Raw genomic sequence first — 18,528 nt, 5'->3', positions numbered from 1 at the left:
TATGTCGAGTATGACAACCAATTCAGCCAAACCGGATCAACCTTCAGCGGCATCGCGCAGCGGACAAAGTCTGATGCGTATCTGGGACAGCTACGGCATGTTAGTGGTGTTCGCCGTGCTGTTCCTCGCCTGTAGCATTTTCGTACCGAACTTCAGTTCCTTCATCAACATGAAAGGGCTGGGACTGGCCATTTCAATGTCCGGCATGGTGGCGTGCGGGATGTTGTTCTGTCTGGCTTCCGGTGATTTCGACCTTTCCGTCGCCTCGGTCATTGCCTGTGCGGGGGTTACCACGGCGGTGGTCATCAACATGACCGAAAGCCTGTGGATTGGCGTCGGGGCTGGTTTACTGCTCGGGATGCTGACCGGTTTGCTCAACGGTTTTGTTATCGCACGTCTGAAAATCAATGCGCTGATCACCACACTGGCCACCATGCAAATTGTGCGCGGTCTGGCGTACATTATTTCGGACGGTAAAGCGGTGGGCATTGAGGACGAACGCTTCTTCGCGCTCGGTTATGCCAACTGGCTGGGACTGCCCGCGCCAATCTGGCTGACGGTCGGCTGCCTGATTATCTTTGGTCTGCTGCTGAACAAAACCACGTTTGGCCGTAACACGCTGGCGATTGGCGGTAATGAAGATGCGGCGCGTCTGGCCGGTGTGCCGGTGGTGCGGACCAAAATCATCATCTTCGTTTTGTCCGGTCTGGTATCAGCGGCGGCGGGGATCATTCTGGCTTCGCGTATGACAAGCGGCCAGCCAATGACGTCGCTGGGCTTCGAGCTTATCGTCATTTCCGCCTGCGTACTGGGTGGCGTTTCGCTGAAAGGCGGCATTGGTAAGATTTCCTACGTGGTGTCGGGGATCCTGATCCTCGGTACGGTAGAAAATGCCATGAACCTGCTGAACATTTCCCCGTTCTCGCAGTATGTGGTACGTGGTCTGATCCTGCTGGCGGCGGTTATCTTCGACCGTTACAAACAGAAAGCGAAAAAGACCGTTTAAAGGGGTTTTGTGATAACGCTTTCACAGCGTGTTACCTGCGGCATTTAACGCTTCCACCGGTTAAATGCCGCAAAAACGCGTGTTTGTTCACAATTTAGTAACCTTTACTGGCAGCGTTTTCATCGCCGATTAGAATAGATGAAAAGTCCATAGCCACGTGAAGTTTCAGGAGGTTCGATGTATCACCGTATGATTCAGGATCAGCAGCAAAATCCGCTGTTACCGGGTTACAGTTTCAACGCCTATCTGGTCGCCGGTATGACACCGATCCTTGCTGACGGGCCACTGGATTTCGCCATCGACCGTCCTGGCGGCATGAAAGGATATATTCTCAACCTGACGGTTAAGGGGCAGGGCAAAGTCTTTGATGGCGAAGATACGTTTTACTGCAATCCCGGCGATTTGCTGTTGTTCCCGCCGAAAGCCCGCCATCTTTACAGCCGTTCTGCCAACGCCGATTCCTGGTATCACCGCTGGGTGTATTTCCGCCCGCGTGCTTACTGGGCTGACTGGCTGGAATGGCACACCAAAACCCGCGACGTCGGGCGTCTTTCTTTACCGAATAACACCTTATTACTGGAGTTCGACCGCCTGTTTGCCAATATTGAGCAAACCCAAAAATCGGGCCGTCGTTTCTGCGAAGAATTAGGGATGAACCTGCTGGAGCGTCTGTTGCTGCGCGCAATGGAGGAAGATCCTCAGAGTCCGCAAAAAATTATGGATCCGCGCGTTATCGAAGCTTGTCAGTTTATTACCGGTAATCTGGCCGGAGAATTGCGTATCGACGAAGTGGCGCGTCACGTTTGTCTGTCGCCATCACGGCTGGCACATTTATTCCGCGAACAGGTGGGGATTAACATTCTGCGCTGGCGCGAAGATCAGCGGGTGATCCGCGCTAAACTTCTGTTGCAGACCACGCAGGAATCCATTGCGACGATTGGCCGTGTGGTGGGATACGACGATCAGTTGTATTTCTCACGCGTCTTCCGCAAACGGGTAGGGGTGAGCCCGAGTGATTTCCGTCGTCGCAGCGTGGAGATTAACTATCCTGCCAAACCCTACAAATCACATCCGTGGCCGGAGCAGGAAAATACGGTGGCATATCATTTTTGAGTTTACAGAGGGGTTAAGATTAACACCGTGGGCGTCGGCCCACACCGACCAGAGACCCGGTAACACGCGGGCCTCTGAACCCGAACCGTTCATTCGGTGCCATTTTTGAGCACGCCAATCAAATTTTTTAAAAGATAAAAGACAATCTACCGTTAATTTTAAGGTCGTGGGGGCGATTCAGAAAGCTTGCTGAATGAGAGATTGCAGACCTTAGGCTGCAATCCCGAAATGAAGGCACCGCGTAGCGGCAAGATTTCAGCCTGTCGCTGCTGTACCCGAAACATAGCCAGCCAGCGAGCGAAGCGTGCAGTTCAGGACGTGGAGATTCCAAAGAGGGCCCGTCATAGCCCTCTTTGGTCGGTTTCGGCGCGAAAGGCGAGTAATAACCGTTATTAAGAAACCGAAATTATCTCAGTCGGAAGTTAATTTATCCCGCGAGTTTATCCGGCGAAGAAACTCTGTTTCAACGCCCGCTCCACACCCCGCAGTTCCGCTAATCCGCGTAAGCGCCCAATCGCCGAATACCCCGGATTGGTTTTCTTATGCAAATCGTCCAGCATCTGATGGCCGTGATCCGGTCGCATCGGGATGGCGCGCAGATTACCCGCGCGGCGGCGGGTTTGCTCTTCGGTCAGAATCGCTTTAATTACCGCAACCATATCCACATCACCGTCCAGATGGTCGGCTTCATGGAAGCTGCCCGGAATTTCTTCGCGCTGCGTGGCACGCAGGTGAATGAAGTGCACGCGGTCGGCGTAATCGGTCATCATTTTCACCAGGTCATTATCTTCACGCACGCCGTAAGAACCGGTGCAGAAGCAAAAACCGTTGTGAATGCTGTCGACCGTTTCTTTCAGCCACTGCATATCTTCAATAGTGGAGATTATGCGCGGCAGACCGAGGATAGGGCGCGGAGGATCGTCCGGGTGAACTGCCAGACTTAAACCGCATTGCTCGGCAACCGGCACAATGCTGCGCAGGAAGTGCGCCATGTTTTCGCGCAGTTTCGCTTTATCGATGCCGTCGTAAGTTGCCAGACGCGCGCGGAACTGATCCAGCGTGTAGCCTTCTTCGGCACCCGGCAGACCGGCGATGATGTTTGAAACCAGCTGGTCTTTGTCTGCCTGCGTCATCGCGGCAAAGTATTCTGCTGCCTGTTTCTGTTCTTCAGCGCTGTAATAGGACGTCGCGCCTTCGCGTTTTAGCAAATGCAGTTCAAAGGCCGCAAAAGCGATATGGTCGAAGCGCAGGGCGCGGGAACCGTCCGGCAGCAGATAACCCAGATCGGTACGCGTCCAGTCGAGAACCGGCATGAAGTTATAGCAAACCGTATCGATGCCGCATTCCGCCAGATTGCGGATAGATTGCTGATAATTCGCAATGTGCTTCTCAACATCTCCGCTGCGGGTTTTGATTTCCTCATGCACCGGAATGCTTTCCACCACAGACCACACCAGACCTTTGGCTTCGATGATTGCCTTACGTTTTTTGATTTCTTCAACCGGCCAGACTTCACCGTTAGGAATATGGTGCAGGGCGGTGACCACGCCAGTTGCGCCCGCCTGACGCACATCATCAAGCGAAACCGGATCGTTCGGGCCGTACCAACGCCATGTCTGTTCCATGTGTTTTCCTTAAAATTGTTAACTGACTCTCTGAATGTAGTTGACGCATGGCCGGTGATAAGTTCAATCTTAATGCGCGGTCTGGTCAGGTGGTCTGCTGGTCAGGCCATCAGACCGACATATGATTCAGTATCAAACCGATGATTAATGTGACCGGGATAACAGATCTGCGATTCAGCAAGAACACGGAGACAATAATGGAATTACCAACCCTGAAAGTGGAACGGCTGTATCGCCAGATTTCAAACGTACTGATTAACTGCATTAATACCGGCCAGTTCGCACCGGGAGCGATGATCCCGTCTGAGCGTGACCTCTCGAAGCAGCTGGGTGTGAGCCGTTCTTCTATCCGCGAGGCGCTGATTGCGCTGGAAATCACCGGCTGGGTAGAAATCCGTACCGGCAACGGCGTCTACGTCAGCGACCCGCTGCCACAGGCCACACCCGCGGCGCAAACGATCAGCAGTGAAGAAGAATTTAGCCTGCAATCGCTGGTGAAAGCGCGTCAGGTGTATGAAGCGATGACAGCGGAACTGGCGGCGATTAACGGCACTGACGAGCAGCGTGTGAAACTGAAAGAAATTGCCGATGAGTTAAACCAGCTGAATGCCAACAACGACGCTTTCCTGGAAGCCGATCGCCGTTTCCACCTGATGATCAGTGAAATGACCGGCAACGAAGTGCTGCACGATATGATGGGATACCTGTGGGATAAACGCCGTTCCCGCCGGTTTATGCGCTTAGAAAGTCATTACACCGAAGTCGATTTCGCCCGTGAGATGAACGCCGACCATCAGGGGATTTTGGACGCCATTCTGGCGAAAGACGGTGCGGGGGCGAAGGCCAGAATGAGCCGGCATTTACAGCATGTGTATGACCAGTTATTTGCGGAGTGACCGTGTCAATGCCGGACACAGGCGGCTTTTAAATTCAAAACCAATACCTTGGGTTGCCACCCAAACTGGCCTTAAGGGTGGCTTATCGCCGCCACCCTTAAGAATCCCGGGCTCTTCCACTGCGCGCTAACGCTGGCGGGCTATGTTTCAGGCATCACAGCGATAGCCGCAAAATCCCATCGCTGCGCGGTTCCCTCCCTTCGGGTTACAACCCGCGTAAAAAGACACGCGGTTTTCCACCTCTCGTCCGGCGGTATTTTGAAACCGGCCTCAGGCCTTTACTTCACAACCTTACTCGTTCCGTTTTGTTTTTTAAAAGCCAAGGGCGATTCAGAAATCTTGCTGAACGGAGCGGCTTCGAGACCTGTGGCTCGAAGAACGGGAGAAGGCACCGCGCAGCGGCAAGATTTCCAGCCTGTCTCTGCGGCGCCTGAAACATAGTGTCCAGCGATAGCGCGAAGTGAAAAAAGCGCGGAGTCCAGAGGCCCGCGCGTTACCGGGTCTCTGGTCGGTGTGGGCCGATGCCCACGGTCTTGACCTCAAGGCCAGTTTGGGTGGCAACACCAAGGGGCTGAGGGTGTGGGCGGCCAGCCCACAAACAAACCGTCAGCTCGGATACGGCACCCATCCCCCGCCGTTCAGGCGAATATAGATTTTCCCCTGATACTCCATTACCACTGAGTTCTCATTTTCAGAAACCAGCGGAGTTTGCGGCAGGTTCGAAGCGAACGTTTTCCAGTCCATCGTCGGTGTGGTAAACACTTTGCCATCAACCGCACGGGCAACCATTTCCGAAATTGCCTGATAGCTGCTCTGACCGTCGATTTTCATCGGCGATGGCGCGTGCGGTGCCTGCATACCAAAGAATTTCACGCCAACCGGAATGTGAGTGATGCCCGGACTCGGGATATCACGCAGGCCGGAAATCTGCATCTTGTCGCCCACCAGCGCCGCACCATGCTCAGGCACGACCACCAGCATCACTTTACGACCGGATTTATCCAGCTGATCCATGAAGGTGTTCAGCTGATTCAGCAGCGTCTGGGCGCGGTTATGATAATCCGCCCCTTTATTGCTGCCGACATACCGGTTGCCGTCATGCAGCGGGATCAGGTTGAAGAAGGTCGCTGTACGTGCGGTGCCTGCCTTTTCCTGATTTTCCAGCCAGCGGGAGAACAGCTGCCCGTCGTTGAAAATCGGTGAGCCGTCAAAAGAGGTCAGTTCATAACCCAGTCCGGCCTGTGACATCAGCGGGGCTTTCATATCGGCGTCGTCACGCAGGTTGCCGATGTAATTACCGAACACGCCGGTGTGATCCATTGCCAGCTGGGAGGTAAAGCCGAGACGTGCAAGGTCGTCAAATAGATAACATTGCTGACCGGCGGGCTGATACAAATCATGATGTGAAGGCTGGCCGCAGCTTGCGCGCAGCAGGCGAATCGACGCCGGACCACTGTAAGCCGTGGCAGAGTTGAAATTGCTGAACACAAAATCAAATCGCGACCACAGCGGCGAATTCGAAAGATTCACAGCGTCCAGATCTGCCCAGGCCAGCGAACAGATATTGATGACCAGCAGATCGAAAGGCTGCGCATCTGCGGGCAGGGCATCAGGAAACTTCGTCGCCTTACGGCGTTCGTTTTGATAGAACTGATCCAGATACGCATTCAGGTTGGCATTGGTCGGCGGACCGTTGACGGTATTGTCAGTGCCCGAAGGTGCCACTTGTGCCGGAGCTGCAACAGTGTTTTGAGCGACAACCGGAGCCGGTGAATGCATAAACAGCGGCATGATCACGCCACTGAGATTCACCCATAGCAACGCGATCACCGTGAACGTCGTCAGACGCAACCATTGCGAAATAAACAGATAACCGACCAGCAGGGCGAAACCGACCGCAATCCACTGCCAGTTGATGAAACGGTCAGCCAGTTCGAGCAGGTAACTGACGCTGAAACCGGCGACATCAGCGCCCTGATTCACAATAGAACGCCAGCCCGGAAGCCAGGTATCGTGATAAAGCAGCGCCAGCCCGAATGGCAGGGCAACCCATTGTCGCCAGCGATGCAGACGCAGGGAACGCAACGGGAATAACAGCACTGCGGCAAAAACCAGATTGCTTAGCGCGTCAAAATTCAGATAACCCTGTGAAAGCAGAACGAATTTAAGTAAGAAGTAATAGTTCCAGGCGCCAAGACCCCGCCAGGATTGCCAGATCCGCAAACGCGGAGAAGGAGAGTGCGATTCGTTCATAATGAAGTTTTGGATTTCCCTGTAGCCGCAGACGTTTCAGGCAAAGTAGCGGATCGTTTCCGGCTCTTACTGATGGTGCTCATCGTCATCGGTGTTAAATAACGCGGTGAAAGAAATCGCGTTGCAAAAAGGTTTTTCCAGCGCGGCAATCGGCTGCGCAGGGCATATCCCAGCGGAATAAAAATCACCGCCGCCAGAATAAAAATTTCAATAATATCCTGAATGTCCATTTCTCTTACTCCGGCGTCTGAATGACAGGCGTATCGCTCACGGCAAGCGTGACGGGAACGGGCGGGTGAACCTGCGCCCGCTTCAGGGGCCCGGCTTTATGCGCCACAAACGGCTGCGCTTCTGCCACCGGTTTTACCATCGGCGGTTTGGCAGACAGACGGCGGACTTCTGTCTGAATATCCAGCTCGTGACTCCAGAATGTCTGGCTGGTAAACACTTCTTTCACCGGCAAATTAAACAGAAATGCCAGAACATTTTCGACATCACTGACCAGACAGTTCGACAGGAACAAATACAGATGACGCTCTGTCACGGTCAGAATATCGCCGTCGCGGCGCAGTGAACAAAGTGACATCGCCTGCTGCGGGCTGATCCCCGTGGCAGGGCGCAGCGAGATTAAAATTCCGCGAGATTCTGTCGCCAGCGCGGCATGATCCCAGATATCGCGCATCACCTCGCAGAACACCGGCAGCGGCAGATAACCCTTATGATGCGTTGGCAAACGGCTGTCGAGCAGCACGTCGATATCCTGCGGAACGTGGCGGGTAAATGTCAGATTTTGCAGGTCGTCGAGCAAGGTCAGGAAGTTTGAAAGACGCGCAGCGTGCGGCACGACCAGATTGGCGCCACACGCCTGCAGCAAACGCTGGTCGACATAACGTAATGAGGAATTCATTTCACGAACAACTATCTTCAAACCATTGCCGCGCTGAATACGTAAAAGGTGGATCTGACGTGCCAGCACTTCCACTTCATCATTTCCGCCTAATGCAAAAATCACCGTGGCGGAGCGGGCGTGTGTGGCTCTTTCCGTCAGCGTTTCATTGTTGTCGAAAAGGAACCAGCGTTCAGAGAGTGCAGGCGCACCTTCAAGTACTGAACGCTCAGCCAGCAACATCCACTGGTCATCACCGGTTTGAGTTGATGCAGAAGAAGGGGCGTCTTTCTGGATTTCCCAACCGTTTTCGCGGGGGGTGATGGGATAAAGCGTATTCGCCTCGGCGCCCAGATTGTCATGCCACCAGGAAATGCCCCACTGATTAGGTTCCACATCGGTTTTTAAATCCGCAAGGCCGTATATATTGCGATGGTATAAATGTAAGCGGGATTTAACCGCATTAATCCCGTTGCCGTAGCAGATAATAAGGAGCGTTGCGCCTTTGCTATTTGCGCCTGACTGAATTTTACTCAGCCAGCGGGAGAGTTGTTTATCATTTACATCCTGACAATGTGTTGCAGGAAGTATTAAAATCATTAAGGAGGCAGCGTAATTAGGCAGACGATTAATATCGGCGGGCAATCCCAAAAATGCTTTTTTTCCGTCGATGAACTGGTAATAAAACGTTTTTTTGGGGTGATTGCGCAAATGCGTCAGAAGAATATTGTCGTCAGCTAGTCTATTTTCATCCTGAGCGCAAATTAAATTGTGCTGCGGAAAAAACAGGCTGACAGGGACTTCTCCCCGCTGAGCTTCAAGTGCTTGCCCGCTCAGTCGATATGCGGCTTCCTGGCTGTCAGTATTGACCCAGTAAAGCCCCCGGGCTTGCATCTGGGCTAAACCGTTCCAGAATTGCTTCATGCCCAATGAAAAGGAGAGTGCCATATAGTTAATCTGCTTCTGTTCGGTTTTGATTAAAAGTCTGCTGGGACACACTGGTAAATGTGAGTATAATAAATTCTATCATTGCTACATTAAATAATCATAATTCTTCACAATAATGTTTGATACTAAAATACCTATGAGTACAGGGCAATTTGGGTCGTGCTGAAGTATCAGCATTTGGATTGAAGCAGGGAGAGAAGTGGTGGGAACCCTTATTACGAGTGCGGTAGAATCCGAACCGTCTAAAGATGACGATTTCTTTGCGCTGAGTCACCTTTTTTCTTTGTCAGAATTACATTACGTAGATATAGCCCGTAAAGAAAAAATTCCGCAACTAATGTCCAGATGGCCATTATTGGCTGAGTTGGCGCAATTCGCTGAACACGGCGCGGAGAAAAAATAATATGGCTGTCATCGCGTTACAGGGTTTTCGCGGCGGTACCGGCACCACATCGGTGACCGCGGCGCTGGCCTGGGGCCTCGCGCAACTGAATGAAAAAGTTCTGGTGATCGACTTTTCGCCGGAAAACGTGCTGCGGTTGCATTTTGGTATGCCTTTCGCTCAGGCGCGTGGCTGGTGCTCAGCGCACAAAGCCGGAGAAGCCTGGCAAAATTGTGCGATGCGTTATCATTCCCATCTCGACTTTCTTCCTTATGGTCTTGTCGCTAGCGAAGACGTCAGTCAGACAGATTTTGACTGGCAAAAAGCCATCACGCAGCTCAAAAACACCGGCGTTTACGACTGGATCCTGATTGATTCTCCGGCCGCTGATCCTCTTCCTGCGCAGACCATAGCCGACAGCACCGTAGTACTTTTGCACGCCGACACCCAGTCACACATTCGTTTACATCAGCACGCGCTGGCGGCAAACGGTCGTTACCTGCTCAATCAGTTCATTCCTTCCAGTCAGTTACAGCAAGATATTCTTCTGTTATGGCAAGAAACCTTGCCATCACTGATCCCGGTAATTTTACACCGTGATGAAGCGATGGCGGAATCACTGGCGGCGAAACAGCCGGTCGGTGAGTGGAAAGATAACAGCAAGATCGCCCGTGAAATGAATACGCTGGCGAACTGGTTTCTGCTCAATCTTCGTCAGCCGGATACGGCGCGGAGCCCGGCAAAATGAACGGCCTGCTGAACGTTTTTTTTGTGCCCCCGGTGATGCAGGAATTGCAGCACCGTTACCGTCGTTACCGGCAGGCAAACTCTTCCCGCCTGGCTTGCGGCGTTATGATTTTTTGTGTGGCGCTGTGCTGGCTGTTTCTGCGTTTTGAATCTCCTGCCTGGCAGCGTGTTGGGACGCAACGCACCCGGTGGTATCCGCAAATTTCCCCTTCATGCGTGCGTCTGGCCGATCCGCTGCGTTACATAGTTCAGAGCCTGTGGTTGCTGATTATTATCCCTGCCGGTAAAACCCGCGGAGGCATCGTTTATACTCAGTGGCCGCAAAAGCTGCGTGAAAAAGCGCACAACTGGCTGGAATCTCTGCCAAAACAGGTCACGCAAAGTCCGCTGGAAATGCGTATCACGCGGCGTATCGGCAAAATGAATCGTGTGGGAAGACGCATTCTGATGCTGATGGCGGGGCTGGTGGCCTTTACGCTGGCGATGTTCTGTATTTCTCAGCCTTTTGGCTACCTTGCTCAGTTTATTTTCGTGGTGCTGTTGTGGAGCATTGCGATGATTATCCGGCGCATTCCGGGGCGTTTCCCGGCGCTGATGATGATTGTTCTGTCGCTGACCATTTCCTGCCGTTATCTATGGTGGCGCTACACTTCGACGCTGAACTGGGAAGATCCACTGAGCCTGATTTGCGGGTTACTGCTGCTGGGTGCTGAAACCTATTCCTGGACCGTTCTGGTGCTCGGGTATATTCAGACTATCTGGCCGCTAAACCGTAAACCGGTGCCGATGCCGGAAGATGTCTCGACCTGGCCGACGGTCGACCTGCTGATCCCGACCTATAACGAAGATCTCAGCGTGGTGAAACCGACGCTGTATGCGGCGCTCGGGCTGGACTGGCCACGTGAAAAGCTGACTATTTATCTGCTCGATGACGGTAACCGTCAGGAATTCGCCGATTTTGCCCATGAAATCGGCATCAAATATATTGCGCGTGAAACGCATGAACACGCCAAAGCCGGTAACATCAACAACGCGCTCAAACAGGCGAAAAGTGAGCTGGTGGCGATTTTTGACTGCGACCACGTGCCGACACGTTCTTTCCTGCAGCTGACCGTCGGCTGGTTCTTCAAAGATAAAAAACTCAGCATGATGCAGACGCCGCATCACTTTTTCTCGCCGGATCCGTTTGAACGAAATCTGGGACGTATGCGACGTACACCGAACGAAGGGGAACTGTTTTACGGGTTGGTGCAGGACGGCAACGACCTGTGGGATGCCAGTTTCTTCTGCGGTTCCTGCGCCGTGTTACGCCGCGATGTGCTCGATGAAATCGGCGGTATTGCGGTGGAAACCGTGACCGAAGATGCCCACACCTCGCTGCGTATGCACCGCCACGGTTACAGCTCGGCGTATATTCGTATCCCACAGGCTGCGGGACTGGCGACAGAAAGTCTTTCCGCCCACGTCAGCCAGCGTATTCGCTGGGCGCGGGGCATGGTGCAGATTTTCCGCCTCGATAATCCGTTGTTTGGTAAAGGGCTGAAACTGGCGCAACGGCTGTGTTATGCCAACGCCATGATGCACTTCCTGGCAGGGATCCCGCGGCTTATCTTCCTCACTGCGCCGCTGGCGTTTCTGTTATTACACGCCTACATCATTTATGCCCCGGCGGTTGCGATTGCGCTGTATGTTCTGCCACACATGATCCACGCCAGCCTGACCAATTCCCGCGTGCAGGGGAAATACCGCCATTCCTTCTGGAATGAAATCTACGAAACCGTGCTGGCGTGGTATATCGCAAGGCCAACCACCGTGGCACTGTTTAATCCGCATGCCGGTAAATTCAATGTCACGGCAAAGGGTGGCCTGAACAAACACGCCTACGTTGACTGGAAAATCAGCCGCCCGTATCAGATCCTGATGCTGCTCAATCTGGCCGGAATGTTCTTCGGCATTTACCGCATTATTTATGGTCGCCCGGATGAAATCCTGACCGTGCTGGTGAGTATGGCGTGGGTGATTTACAACATGATTATTCTCGGCGGGGCGATTGCGGTAGCGTTTGAATCGAAACAGGTACGTCAGGCGCACCGTGTCGAAGCAAGAATGCCGGCGTCGCTGTTAAAACCGGACGGCCACATTTATGTCTGTACCGTGCAGGACTACTCTGACAACGGCGTAGGACTGGAAACCGAAAGTGCCAGCCAGTTCAATGCCGGTGACAACGTCACGTTACTGTTGCATCGCGGTCAACAGGAATACACCTTCCCGATGCAAATCAGCCGTGTATTTGGCACCAGCATGGGGATGCAGCTTCTGCCGTTAACCACACAACAACACATCGATTTCATTCAATGTACTTTTGCCCGTGCTGACAGCTGGGTATTGCGCGAAGACAGTTTCCCTGAAGATAAACCGATGGAAAGCCTGCGGGAAGTGCTGGGTCTCGGTATCCGTGGCTATATGCGGATGCTGGATATTGCCCCGCAACGCATACGCCCGCTGGCCTCCCGCACCCAGTCGTTTGGCGGCTGGTTGCTGTCTTTTGCGCCGCGAAATCCACCGCTGTCCGTTCAGCCTGATGAACCCAACCTGATGATGACGAAATAATGAAAAGACTCCCTCTAACAATTTTGATGGCATCCGCTTTGATGTCATTGGCGATGGGTTCAGCGGCTCCGGCCTTCAGTGCGACAGCGGGTGCAGCTAATCAGCCCGCTCCGGCAGTCACGCCGGAAAACACCGTTGTGGCACCTCAGTTGACGTTACCGGTGGTGGCACCAGCGGTCAATCCGATGATTATTCCGGGCGCGCCGGTGCGTAATGTCACGCTGCCTTTTGCAGACGTTGCACCTACCCCGGGGGCGATTACCCTGCGCGGCATTCAGCCTAACGGACAGATTGAATTCGGGGTGCGCAGTGACGAAGTCGTGACCCAGGCCATGCTGAATCTTGAATTCACGCCGTCTCCGTCGCTTATTCCGGTTCAGTCGCATCTTAAGGTATATCTCAATGACCAGCTGATGGGCGTTGAGGTGATCGACAAAGACCAGTTGGGTAAGAAAAATCACTTACAGATGGCGATTGATCCGCGCTATGTCACGGACTTCAACCGCATCCGCCTTGAATTTATCGGCCATTATCAGAATGTGTGTGAAAACCCGGCCAACACCACGCTGTGGCTGGAAATCGGCAAAGGCAGTTCGCTGAGCCTGCAATATCAGAAACTGCCGCTGAGCAACGATCTGGCGCATTTTCCGGTGCCGTTCTTTGATGCGCGTGACAGTCGTCCGCTGGATTTACCCATGGTCTTTGCGGCTTCGCCGGATGCTACCCAGCAACAGGCAGCAGCTATTCTGGCCTCGTGGTTCGGTACCAAAGCGCAGTGGCGTGGCCAGTCGTTCCCGACGCTTTACAACCAGCTGCCGGACAGCCATGCAGTCGTCTTTGCCACTAACGACAAACGCCCGGATTTCCTCAAAGACATGCCGCCGGTGAAAGGGCCGGTGGTGCAGATGGTCAGTCGCCCGGACAATCCTTACGTCAAAATGCTGCTGATTTTAGGGCGTGATGACAAAGATTTGCTGACGGCGGTGAAAGGCATCGCGCAGGGGAACATTCTTTTCCGTGGCGAAACCATCGGCGTGGATAATGTAGACCAGGTTCAGCCGCGCCAGCCGTATGACGCACCAAACTGGGTGCGCACTGACCGTCCGATGAATTTCGGTGAACTGAAACAGTACGCCGAACAGTTGCAGACAGACGGCATTCAGCCGAACCCGATCACCCTGAATATCAACCTGCCGCCGGACTTGTTCCTCATCAACAGCACCGGTATCGATATGCGTCTTAAATATCGTTATACGTCGCCGCAGCTGAAAAACACTTCGCGACTGAGCATCAGCCTGAACAACCAGTTTGTGCAGGATCTGACACTTAAAACCGGTCACGATCAGGATTCACAGCTGTTGCGTCTTTCTCTTTTGCAGGGGTTGCTGGACGGCAGTAAAGACCTGAATATTCCGGCGCTGAAGCTCGGAGCGGTCAACCAGATGCGCTTTGATTTCGACTACACCTCGCTGCTGGCCAGCGGCACGGAAGGTCGCTGCGAAACCTATACCACGGTGCCCAATCATGTGGTGATTGACGACAGTTCTACCATCGACTTCTCTGGTTACCGCCACTTTATGGCGATGCCTGATTTGCGCGCGTTTGCCAATGCCGGTTTCCCGTTCAGCCGCATGGCTGACTTGTCCCAAACCCTGGTGCTGGTTCAGCCGCAACCGCAACCGGTTCAGCTGACCACGCTGCTTGACGCAATGGGCAATATTGGTGCGCTCACCGGTTATCCGGCGCTGGGCGTCGGGCTGACCGAAGACACCGCGAAAGCGAAATCGACGGATGCTGATTTACTGGTGATCGGCAGCCTGCCGGAAGGTCTGCGTGACGACAGTATGCGCGATGACAAAAAGGCCAATCTGCTGATGACCGCCGCGCGCGACGCCGTGAATACGCCAATCCGCCAGACTCCGTTGCCGGAGAATACCGCACCGGCGAGCGATGCTCAGGTAGATACCCGTTCGCAAATTACGGCGCAGGGCCCGATTGCCGCCGTTGTCGGTTTGCAATCACCGTATTTCGACCAGCGCAGCGTGGTCGCGCTGATGGCCAATAGCCCGCAAGCCTTTGAAATGCTTAACACGTCGATGCAGGACACCAAACAACGGGCGCAGGTCTTTGGCTCGGTGGCCGTGGTACGTGATTCCGGTGTCAGCAGCCTGAGAGTCGGCGAGACATACTACGTCGGCCATCTGCCGTGGTGGGAACGCGTATGGAATGCGCTGGCTACACATCCGGTTCTGCTGGCGGTAATGGCGGTTATCGTGGTGCTGCTGGCTGCGATTCTGTTGTGGACCGGCCTGCGTTCTCTGGCGCGTCGTCGTCTGTCTGATGATGATCAGGAATAAGCACGTGAACACCTGTCCCAAGATGCGTTTTCCTTTCAACCGGCTGGCCCTGACCTTGGGGCTGGTTCTGCTGGCTGCGCCTGCCATTTCAGCGCCGGTGGTTTCCCCCGAACAGTGGCTGCTGGAGCAGGTGCGGGTTGGGGAGGCCAGTCATCAGGATGATTTGGTGCGACAGTCGCTGTTCCGCCTCGAACTGATGGATCCGCAAAACCCTAAAGTGCTGTCGGCCCGTCTGCGTCTGCTTCTGCGTGAAGGCGATCAGGCCAAAGCGCAGCAACAGCTCGAAAAAATCAAACAAGTCGCTCCCGGTTCTGACGATTACCGGCAAGCAGCGCTCAGCCTGAAAATTGCTTCACCAGAGATGCAGCAAAAGCTGCAACAGACGCGTTTGCTGGCAACGGCGGGGCGGCTGGATGAAGCCAAAGCGCAGTACGATGAACTTTTTGGTAGTCAGCCACCGACGTTGGATCTGGCCGTTGAATACTGGCAGCTGGTTGCCCGTCTTCCGGGTCAAAAGGCGCGCGCTCAGGCGCAGCTTCAGGCGCTGAATAACCAGTATCCCGGCGATGTACAACTTCGGCTGCAACTGGCGCAGATGGCCTTTGAACAGGGTGATAATGCCAAAGCCGTGGGGCTGATTAAACAGATTGCCGCCACCAACGAAGGGCGTTCTCCTGCCGCGGATTTATGGCTGGCGCGCATTAAAGACCAGCCTGTGAGCAATGCCAGTGTTGATGCTTTGCAGCAGTTTATTGCCACCTTCGATACCGGCCCGCAGGTCATCGCGGCGCAGCAGGAGTTGCAGCGTCAGCAGGGATTACTGGCTGATCCGCGTTATCAGGCGCGTATCCGTGGTCTGGCCCAGATTGAAAAAGGGGGTTCAACCGGTGCAATTGCGCCGCTGAAACAGGCTTTACAGGCTACGCCGAATGACGCCGAAGTGCTGGGCGCAATGGGGCTGGCCTATTCCCGCGCCGGTAACCGCCAGCAGGCACTGACGATGTTCGAACGTGCTAAAGCGGCGGAAACTGACAGCTATAACGCCGGTAAATGGACCAGCCTGATCCAGACCAACAGCTACTGGCTGAAAATTGATCAGGGCGACAAAGCCCTGAAAGCCGGTCAGCTCGGACAGGCCGAATCTGCCTATCAGCAGGCGCAGCGCCTCGACCCGCGTGATCCGTGGGCTCCGATCGGTTTGGGTGATGTGGCGGTGGCGCGTAAAAACGATCCGCTGGCAGAACAGGCGTATCGCCGCGCGCTGATGCTTGAACGGGATAACAGCAGCGCCCAGCGCGGGCTGGCAAATATTTACCAGCGACAGTCGCCGCAAAAAGCCCTCGATTACATCAACGCTTTACCGGCGGCATCGCGGGCAAAACTCAGTGACAAACAGCGCGGCCTTCAAAGTGACATTGTCACTGCGCAGGCGGAAAAATACGCCTCGGAACGCAACTGGAATCAGGCAGCAAACCGCTATGAGCAGGTTCTGAAGCTGGATCCGGACGATGTCTGGGCGACGTACCATTATGCTGATGCGCTGAGGGAAGCGGGCGAACCGGACAAAGCTGACGCCGTTTTTGCGCAATTTGCTGCGAAGCATCCTTCCGACTCCCAACAGGTTTACGCCTATTCCCTCTATCTCTCCGGTTCGGATCGAGATGATGCGGCATTGCGTCATCTGCACACCTTGCCGCAAGCCAAATGGGACGACAACATGCGTGAAATGGCGCAGCGTATCCGGCTGGACAAAACACTGACCGCGATAGATGCCTCGCTGGCGGCAGGGAATACCGCGCAGGCAAAACAGGAATTACAACAGGCCAATCTGCAGGGGCTGAGTCTTAATCAGCAGCGCCGCGTAGCAATGGCGTGGCTGGATGTTGGTGAAACCACCAGAGCGGGGTCACTGTTACAGCCGCTGAAAGTTGCCGCCGCATCACAACCCGCCGGGCAGGACAAAGCCCTGATTTATCGTAACGCTGCCAATGTTGAACAACAGCTCGGTCAGCCGAAACAGGCATTGCAGGATTATCAGCAGGCGATGGTCGCCAGCGGGATCACCGATAAAGTGCCGCAGGACAACGACGGTTATACGCGACTGACGCGTAACAATGCCGGTGATGACTGGCTCAAACGTGGCATTCGTACTGACGCGCACGACTTGTACCGCCAGCAGGATGTGAATTTTACCGTGGATACTGATTCCTGGACCTCGAGCGGAACACCGGGTAAATCAGATCTCACGGCGAACACCACCATGTTCCAGGCTGATATGCCGGTTTATCAGGGACGCGGATTCCTGCGTGCCGACTGGGTGCGCATGGATGCCGGAACTTTTGACAATGAAAACGGCAATTATGAAGCGAGCTTCGGTACCTGTAGTGATCAGAACTGCCGCAGTTACCGCAGCCAGACGGCCAATGGACTCAGTCTGGGCGCAGGCTGGGAAAACGACAAATGGAAAGGGGACCTGGGCACCACGCCGCTGGGTTTCCCGGTCGTTAACTGGGTCGGCGGACTGGCTTACAGCGGTGACTGGGACCAGATTGGCTGGACGACAACCGTCTCCCGCCGTCCTGTTTCCAGCTCATTACTCTCGTTTGCCGGCGCAAAAGATCCGGGTACCGGTACGACCTGGGGTGGTGTTATCGCTACCGGAGGCAGCCTGGGTTTAAGTTACGATCAGGGGCTGGCAAACGGCGTCTGGGCAGACCTGAGTGCGCATCAGCTCACCGGTAAAAATGTCGAAGACAATACCCGTGAGCGCCTGATGGGCGGTTATTACTACAAGGTCATTAACGAGGATAACCGCCGGGCGACCGTCGGCCTGAGTTCGATGGTCTGGCATTACCAGAAAGATCTCAGCGGCTATACATTGGGACAGGGCGGTTATTACAGTCCGCAGCAATATTTCTCGCTTTCCGTGCCGGTCAATTATCGCCAGCGCACTGAGAACTGGTCATGGCAACTGGGCGGCTCGGTATCCTGGTCGCGTTCTTCGACCAGTGACCAAAAGCGGTATCCTATCCAAAACCTGATCCCGGATTCGTTACCGGATAAAAGCGCTATCGAAACTGGCAGCAGTGGTTCTGGCTTTGGTTACACCTTGCAGGCACTGGTGGAACGCCGGGTCAGCTCCCACTGGACGGTCGGCGGCGGTATCGACATTCAGCAGGCAAAAGATTACACACCAAGCCATTTCCTGCTGTACGCGAGATATTCGATGAGCGGCTGGCAGGGTGATCTGGATATGCCGCCGGAACCGTTAGTACCCTATGCGGACTTTAAGTAATGCCAGACCGGGCATTAGGGCGTTTTTTCGCTGGCGCGAGGTTTTTCTCGCTTGCAGCGAGGGGCAGAACGTTTGCAGCGGTGGCTTGATCGAGATGATTTCGGTTTCTTAATAGCGGTGATCACTTGACGTGCTGCGCCGAAACCGCCCAAAAGGGGAAAGTGCTTTTCCCCTTTTGGATTTCCCCTCGCTTTCTCAACACGCGCTTCGCTCGCTGGCTATGTTTCAGGTATCGCAGTGACAGGCTGGAAATCTTGCCGCTGCGCGGTTCCCTCTCTCGGTCTTCGAGCCACAGGTCTCGAAGCCGCTCCGTTCAGCAAGATTTCTGAAACGCCCGCACGATCTTAAATTCAAAAACGGAATGGATTTATCTTTTGGATAAGTGCATTGGCGTGCTCAAAAATGGCACC

At 54.2% G+C, this 18,528-nt stretch carries 12 protein-coding genes; 8 read left to right on the top strand and 4 right to left on the bottom strand.

Annotation, left to right across the window (positions count from 1 at the left end):
- Position 1 precedes the first annotated feature (1 nt).
- Together araH and araC are read left to right on the top strand one after the other, a co-directional pair.
- A complete protein-coding gene (gene araH / locus J1784_RS11170) occupies positions 2-1,006 on the top strand; it encodes an L-arabinose ABC transporter permease AraH (protein ID WP_217149267.1) in 1,005 nt (334 codons plus the stop codon).
- 177 nt (positions 1,007-1,183) lie between these two features.
- Positions 1,184-2,119 carry an arabinose operon transcriptional regulator AraC gene (gene araC, locus J1784_RS11165; protein WP_217149266.1) on the top strand — a complete coding sequence of 312 codons (936 nt, stop codon included), beginning with the start codon at positions 1,184-1,186 and terminating at the stop codon, positions 2,117-2,119.
- 440 nt (positions 2,120-2,559) lie between these two features.
- Here araC and uxuA read toward each other — a convergent pair whose 3' ends face one another.
- Positions 2,560-3,744, bottom strand: coding sequence for a mannonate dehydratase (gene uxuA, locus J1784_RS11160; protein WP_217149265.1), 1,185 nt, complete (start codon positions 3,742-3,744; stop codon positions 2,560-2,562).
- A 197-nt stretch (positions 3,745-3,941) separates the two neighbouring features.
- Here uxuA and J1784_RS11155 point away from each other — a divergent pair, with 197 nt between their 5' ends.
- The gene (locus J1784_RS11155; protein ID WP_217149264.1) at positions 3,942-4,640 is read left to right on the top strand and encodes a FadR/GntR family transcriptional regulator; all 699 of its coding nucleotides are present in this window, start codon (positions 3,942-3,944) and stop codon (positions 4,638-4,640) included.
- A 606-nt stretch (positions 4,641-5,246) separates the two neighbouring features.
- On the opposite strand, the gene bcsG is transcribed toward J1784_RS11155, so the two are convergent.
- From bcsG to bcsE, 3 genes are read right to left on the bottom strand one after another with little or no spacing between them, the layout of a single operon-like run.
- The gene (gene bcsG / locus J1784_RS11150) at positions 5,247-6,893 is read right to left on the bottom strand and encodes a cellulose biosynthesis protein BcsG (RefSeq protein ID WP_217149263.1); all 1,647 of its coding nucleotides are present in this window, start codon (positions 6,891-6,893) and stop codon (positions 5,247-5,249) included.
- The gene (bcsF, locus tag J1784_RS11145) at positions 6,890-7,123 is read right to left on the bottom strand and encodes a cellulose biosynthesis protein BcsF (protein WP_217149262.1); all 234 of its coding nucleotides are present in this window, start codon (positions 7,121-7,123) and stop codon (positions 6,890-6,892) included. The genes bcsG and bcsF overlap by 4 nt, the downstream gene beginning before the upstream one ends.
- A gap of 5 nt (positions 7,124-7,128) precedes the next feature.
- Positions 7,129-8,727, bottom strand: coding sequence for a cellulose biosynthesis protein BcsE (gene bcsE, locus J1784_RS11140; protein ID WP_217149261.1), 1,599 nt, complete (start codon positions 8,725-8,727; stop codon positions 7,129-7,131).
- 202 nt (positions 8,728-8,929) lie between these two features.
- Here bcsE and bcsR point away from each other — a divergent pair, with 202 nt between their 5' ends.
- The 5 genes from bcsR to J1784_RS11115 are packed head-to-tail and all read left to right on the top strand — an operon-like array spanning position 8,930 to position 18,118.
- Complete coding sequence (gene bcsR / locus J1784_RS11135; protein WP_217149260.1) at positions 8,930-9,130, top strand: cellulose biosynthesis protein BcsR; 201 nt, start codon at positions 8,930-8,932, stop codon at positions 9,128-9,130.
- 1 nt (position 9,131) lies between these two features.
- On the top strand, positions 9,132-9,857 hold the full coding sequence (bcsQ, locus tag J1784_RS11130; RefSeq protein WP_217149259.1) for a cellulose biosynthesis protein BcsQ: 726 nt from the start codon (positions 9,132-9,134) through the stop codon (positions 9,855-9,857).
- Positions 9,854-12,466, top strand: a complete 2,613-nt coding sequence (bcsA, locus tag J1784_RS11125; RefSeq protein WP_217149258.1) for a UDP-forming cellulose synthase catalytic subunit — start codon at positions 9,854-9,856, stop codon at positions 12,464-12,466. The genes bcsQ and bcsA overlap by 4 nt, the downstream gene beginning before the upstream one ends.
- A complete protein-coding gene (gene bcsB / locus J1784_RS11120; protein WP_217149257.1) occupies positions 12,466-14,823 on the top strand; it encodes a cellulose biosynthesis cyclic di-GMP-binding regulatory protein BcsB in 2,358 nt (785 codons plus the stop codon). The genes bcsA and bcsB overlap by 1 nt, the downstream gene beginning before the upstream one ends.
- A gap of 22 nt (positions 14,824-14,845) precedes the next feature.
- Positions 14,846-18,118, top strand: a complete 3,273-nt coding sequence (locus J1784_RS11115; RefSeq protein WP_217149347.1) for a cellulose biosynthesis protein BcsC — start codon at positions 14,846-14,848, stop codon at positions 18,116-18,118.
- Positions 18,119-18,528 lie beyond the last annotated feature (410 nt).

This window comes from Rahnella ecdela (assembly GCF_019049625.1).
In the GTDB taxonomy this organism is placed as follows: Bacteria; Pseudomonadota; Gammaproteobacteria; order Enterobacterales; family Enterobacteriaceae; genus Rahnella; species Rahnella ecdela.
This window is presented reverse-complemented; position numbering and strand designations above follow the sequence as displayed.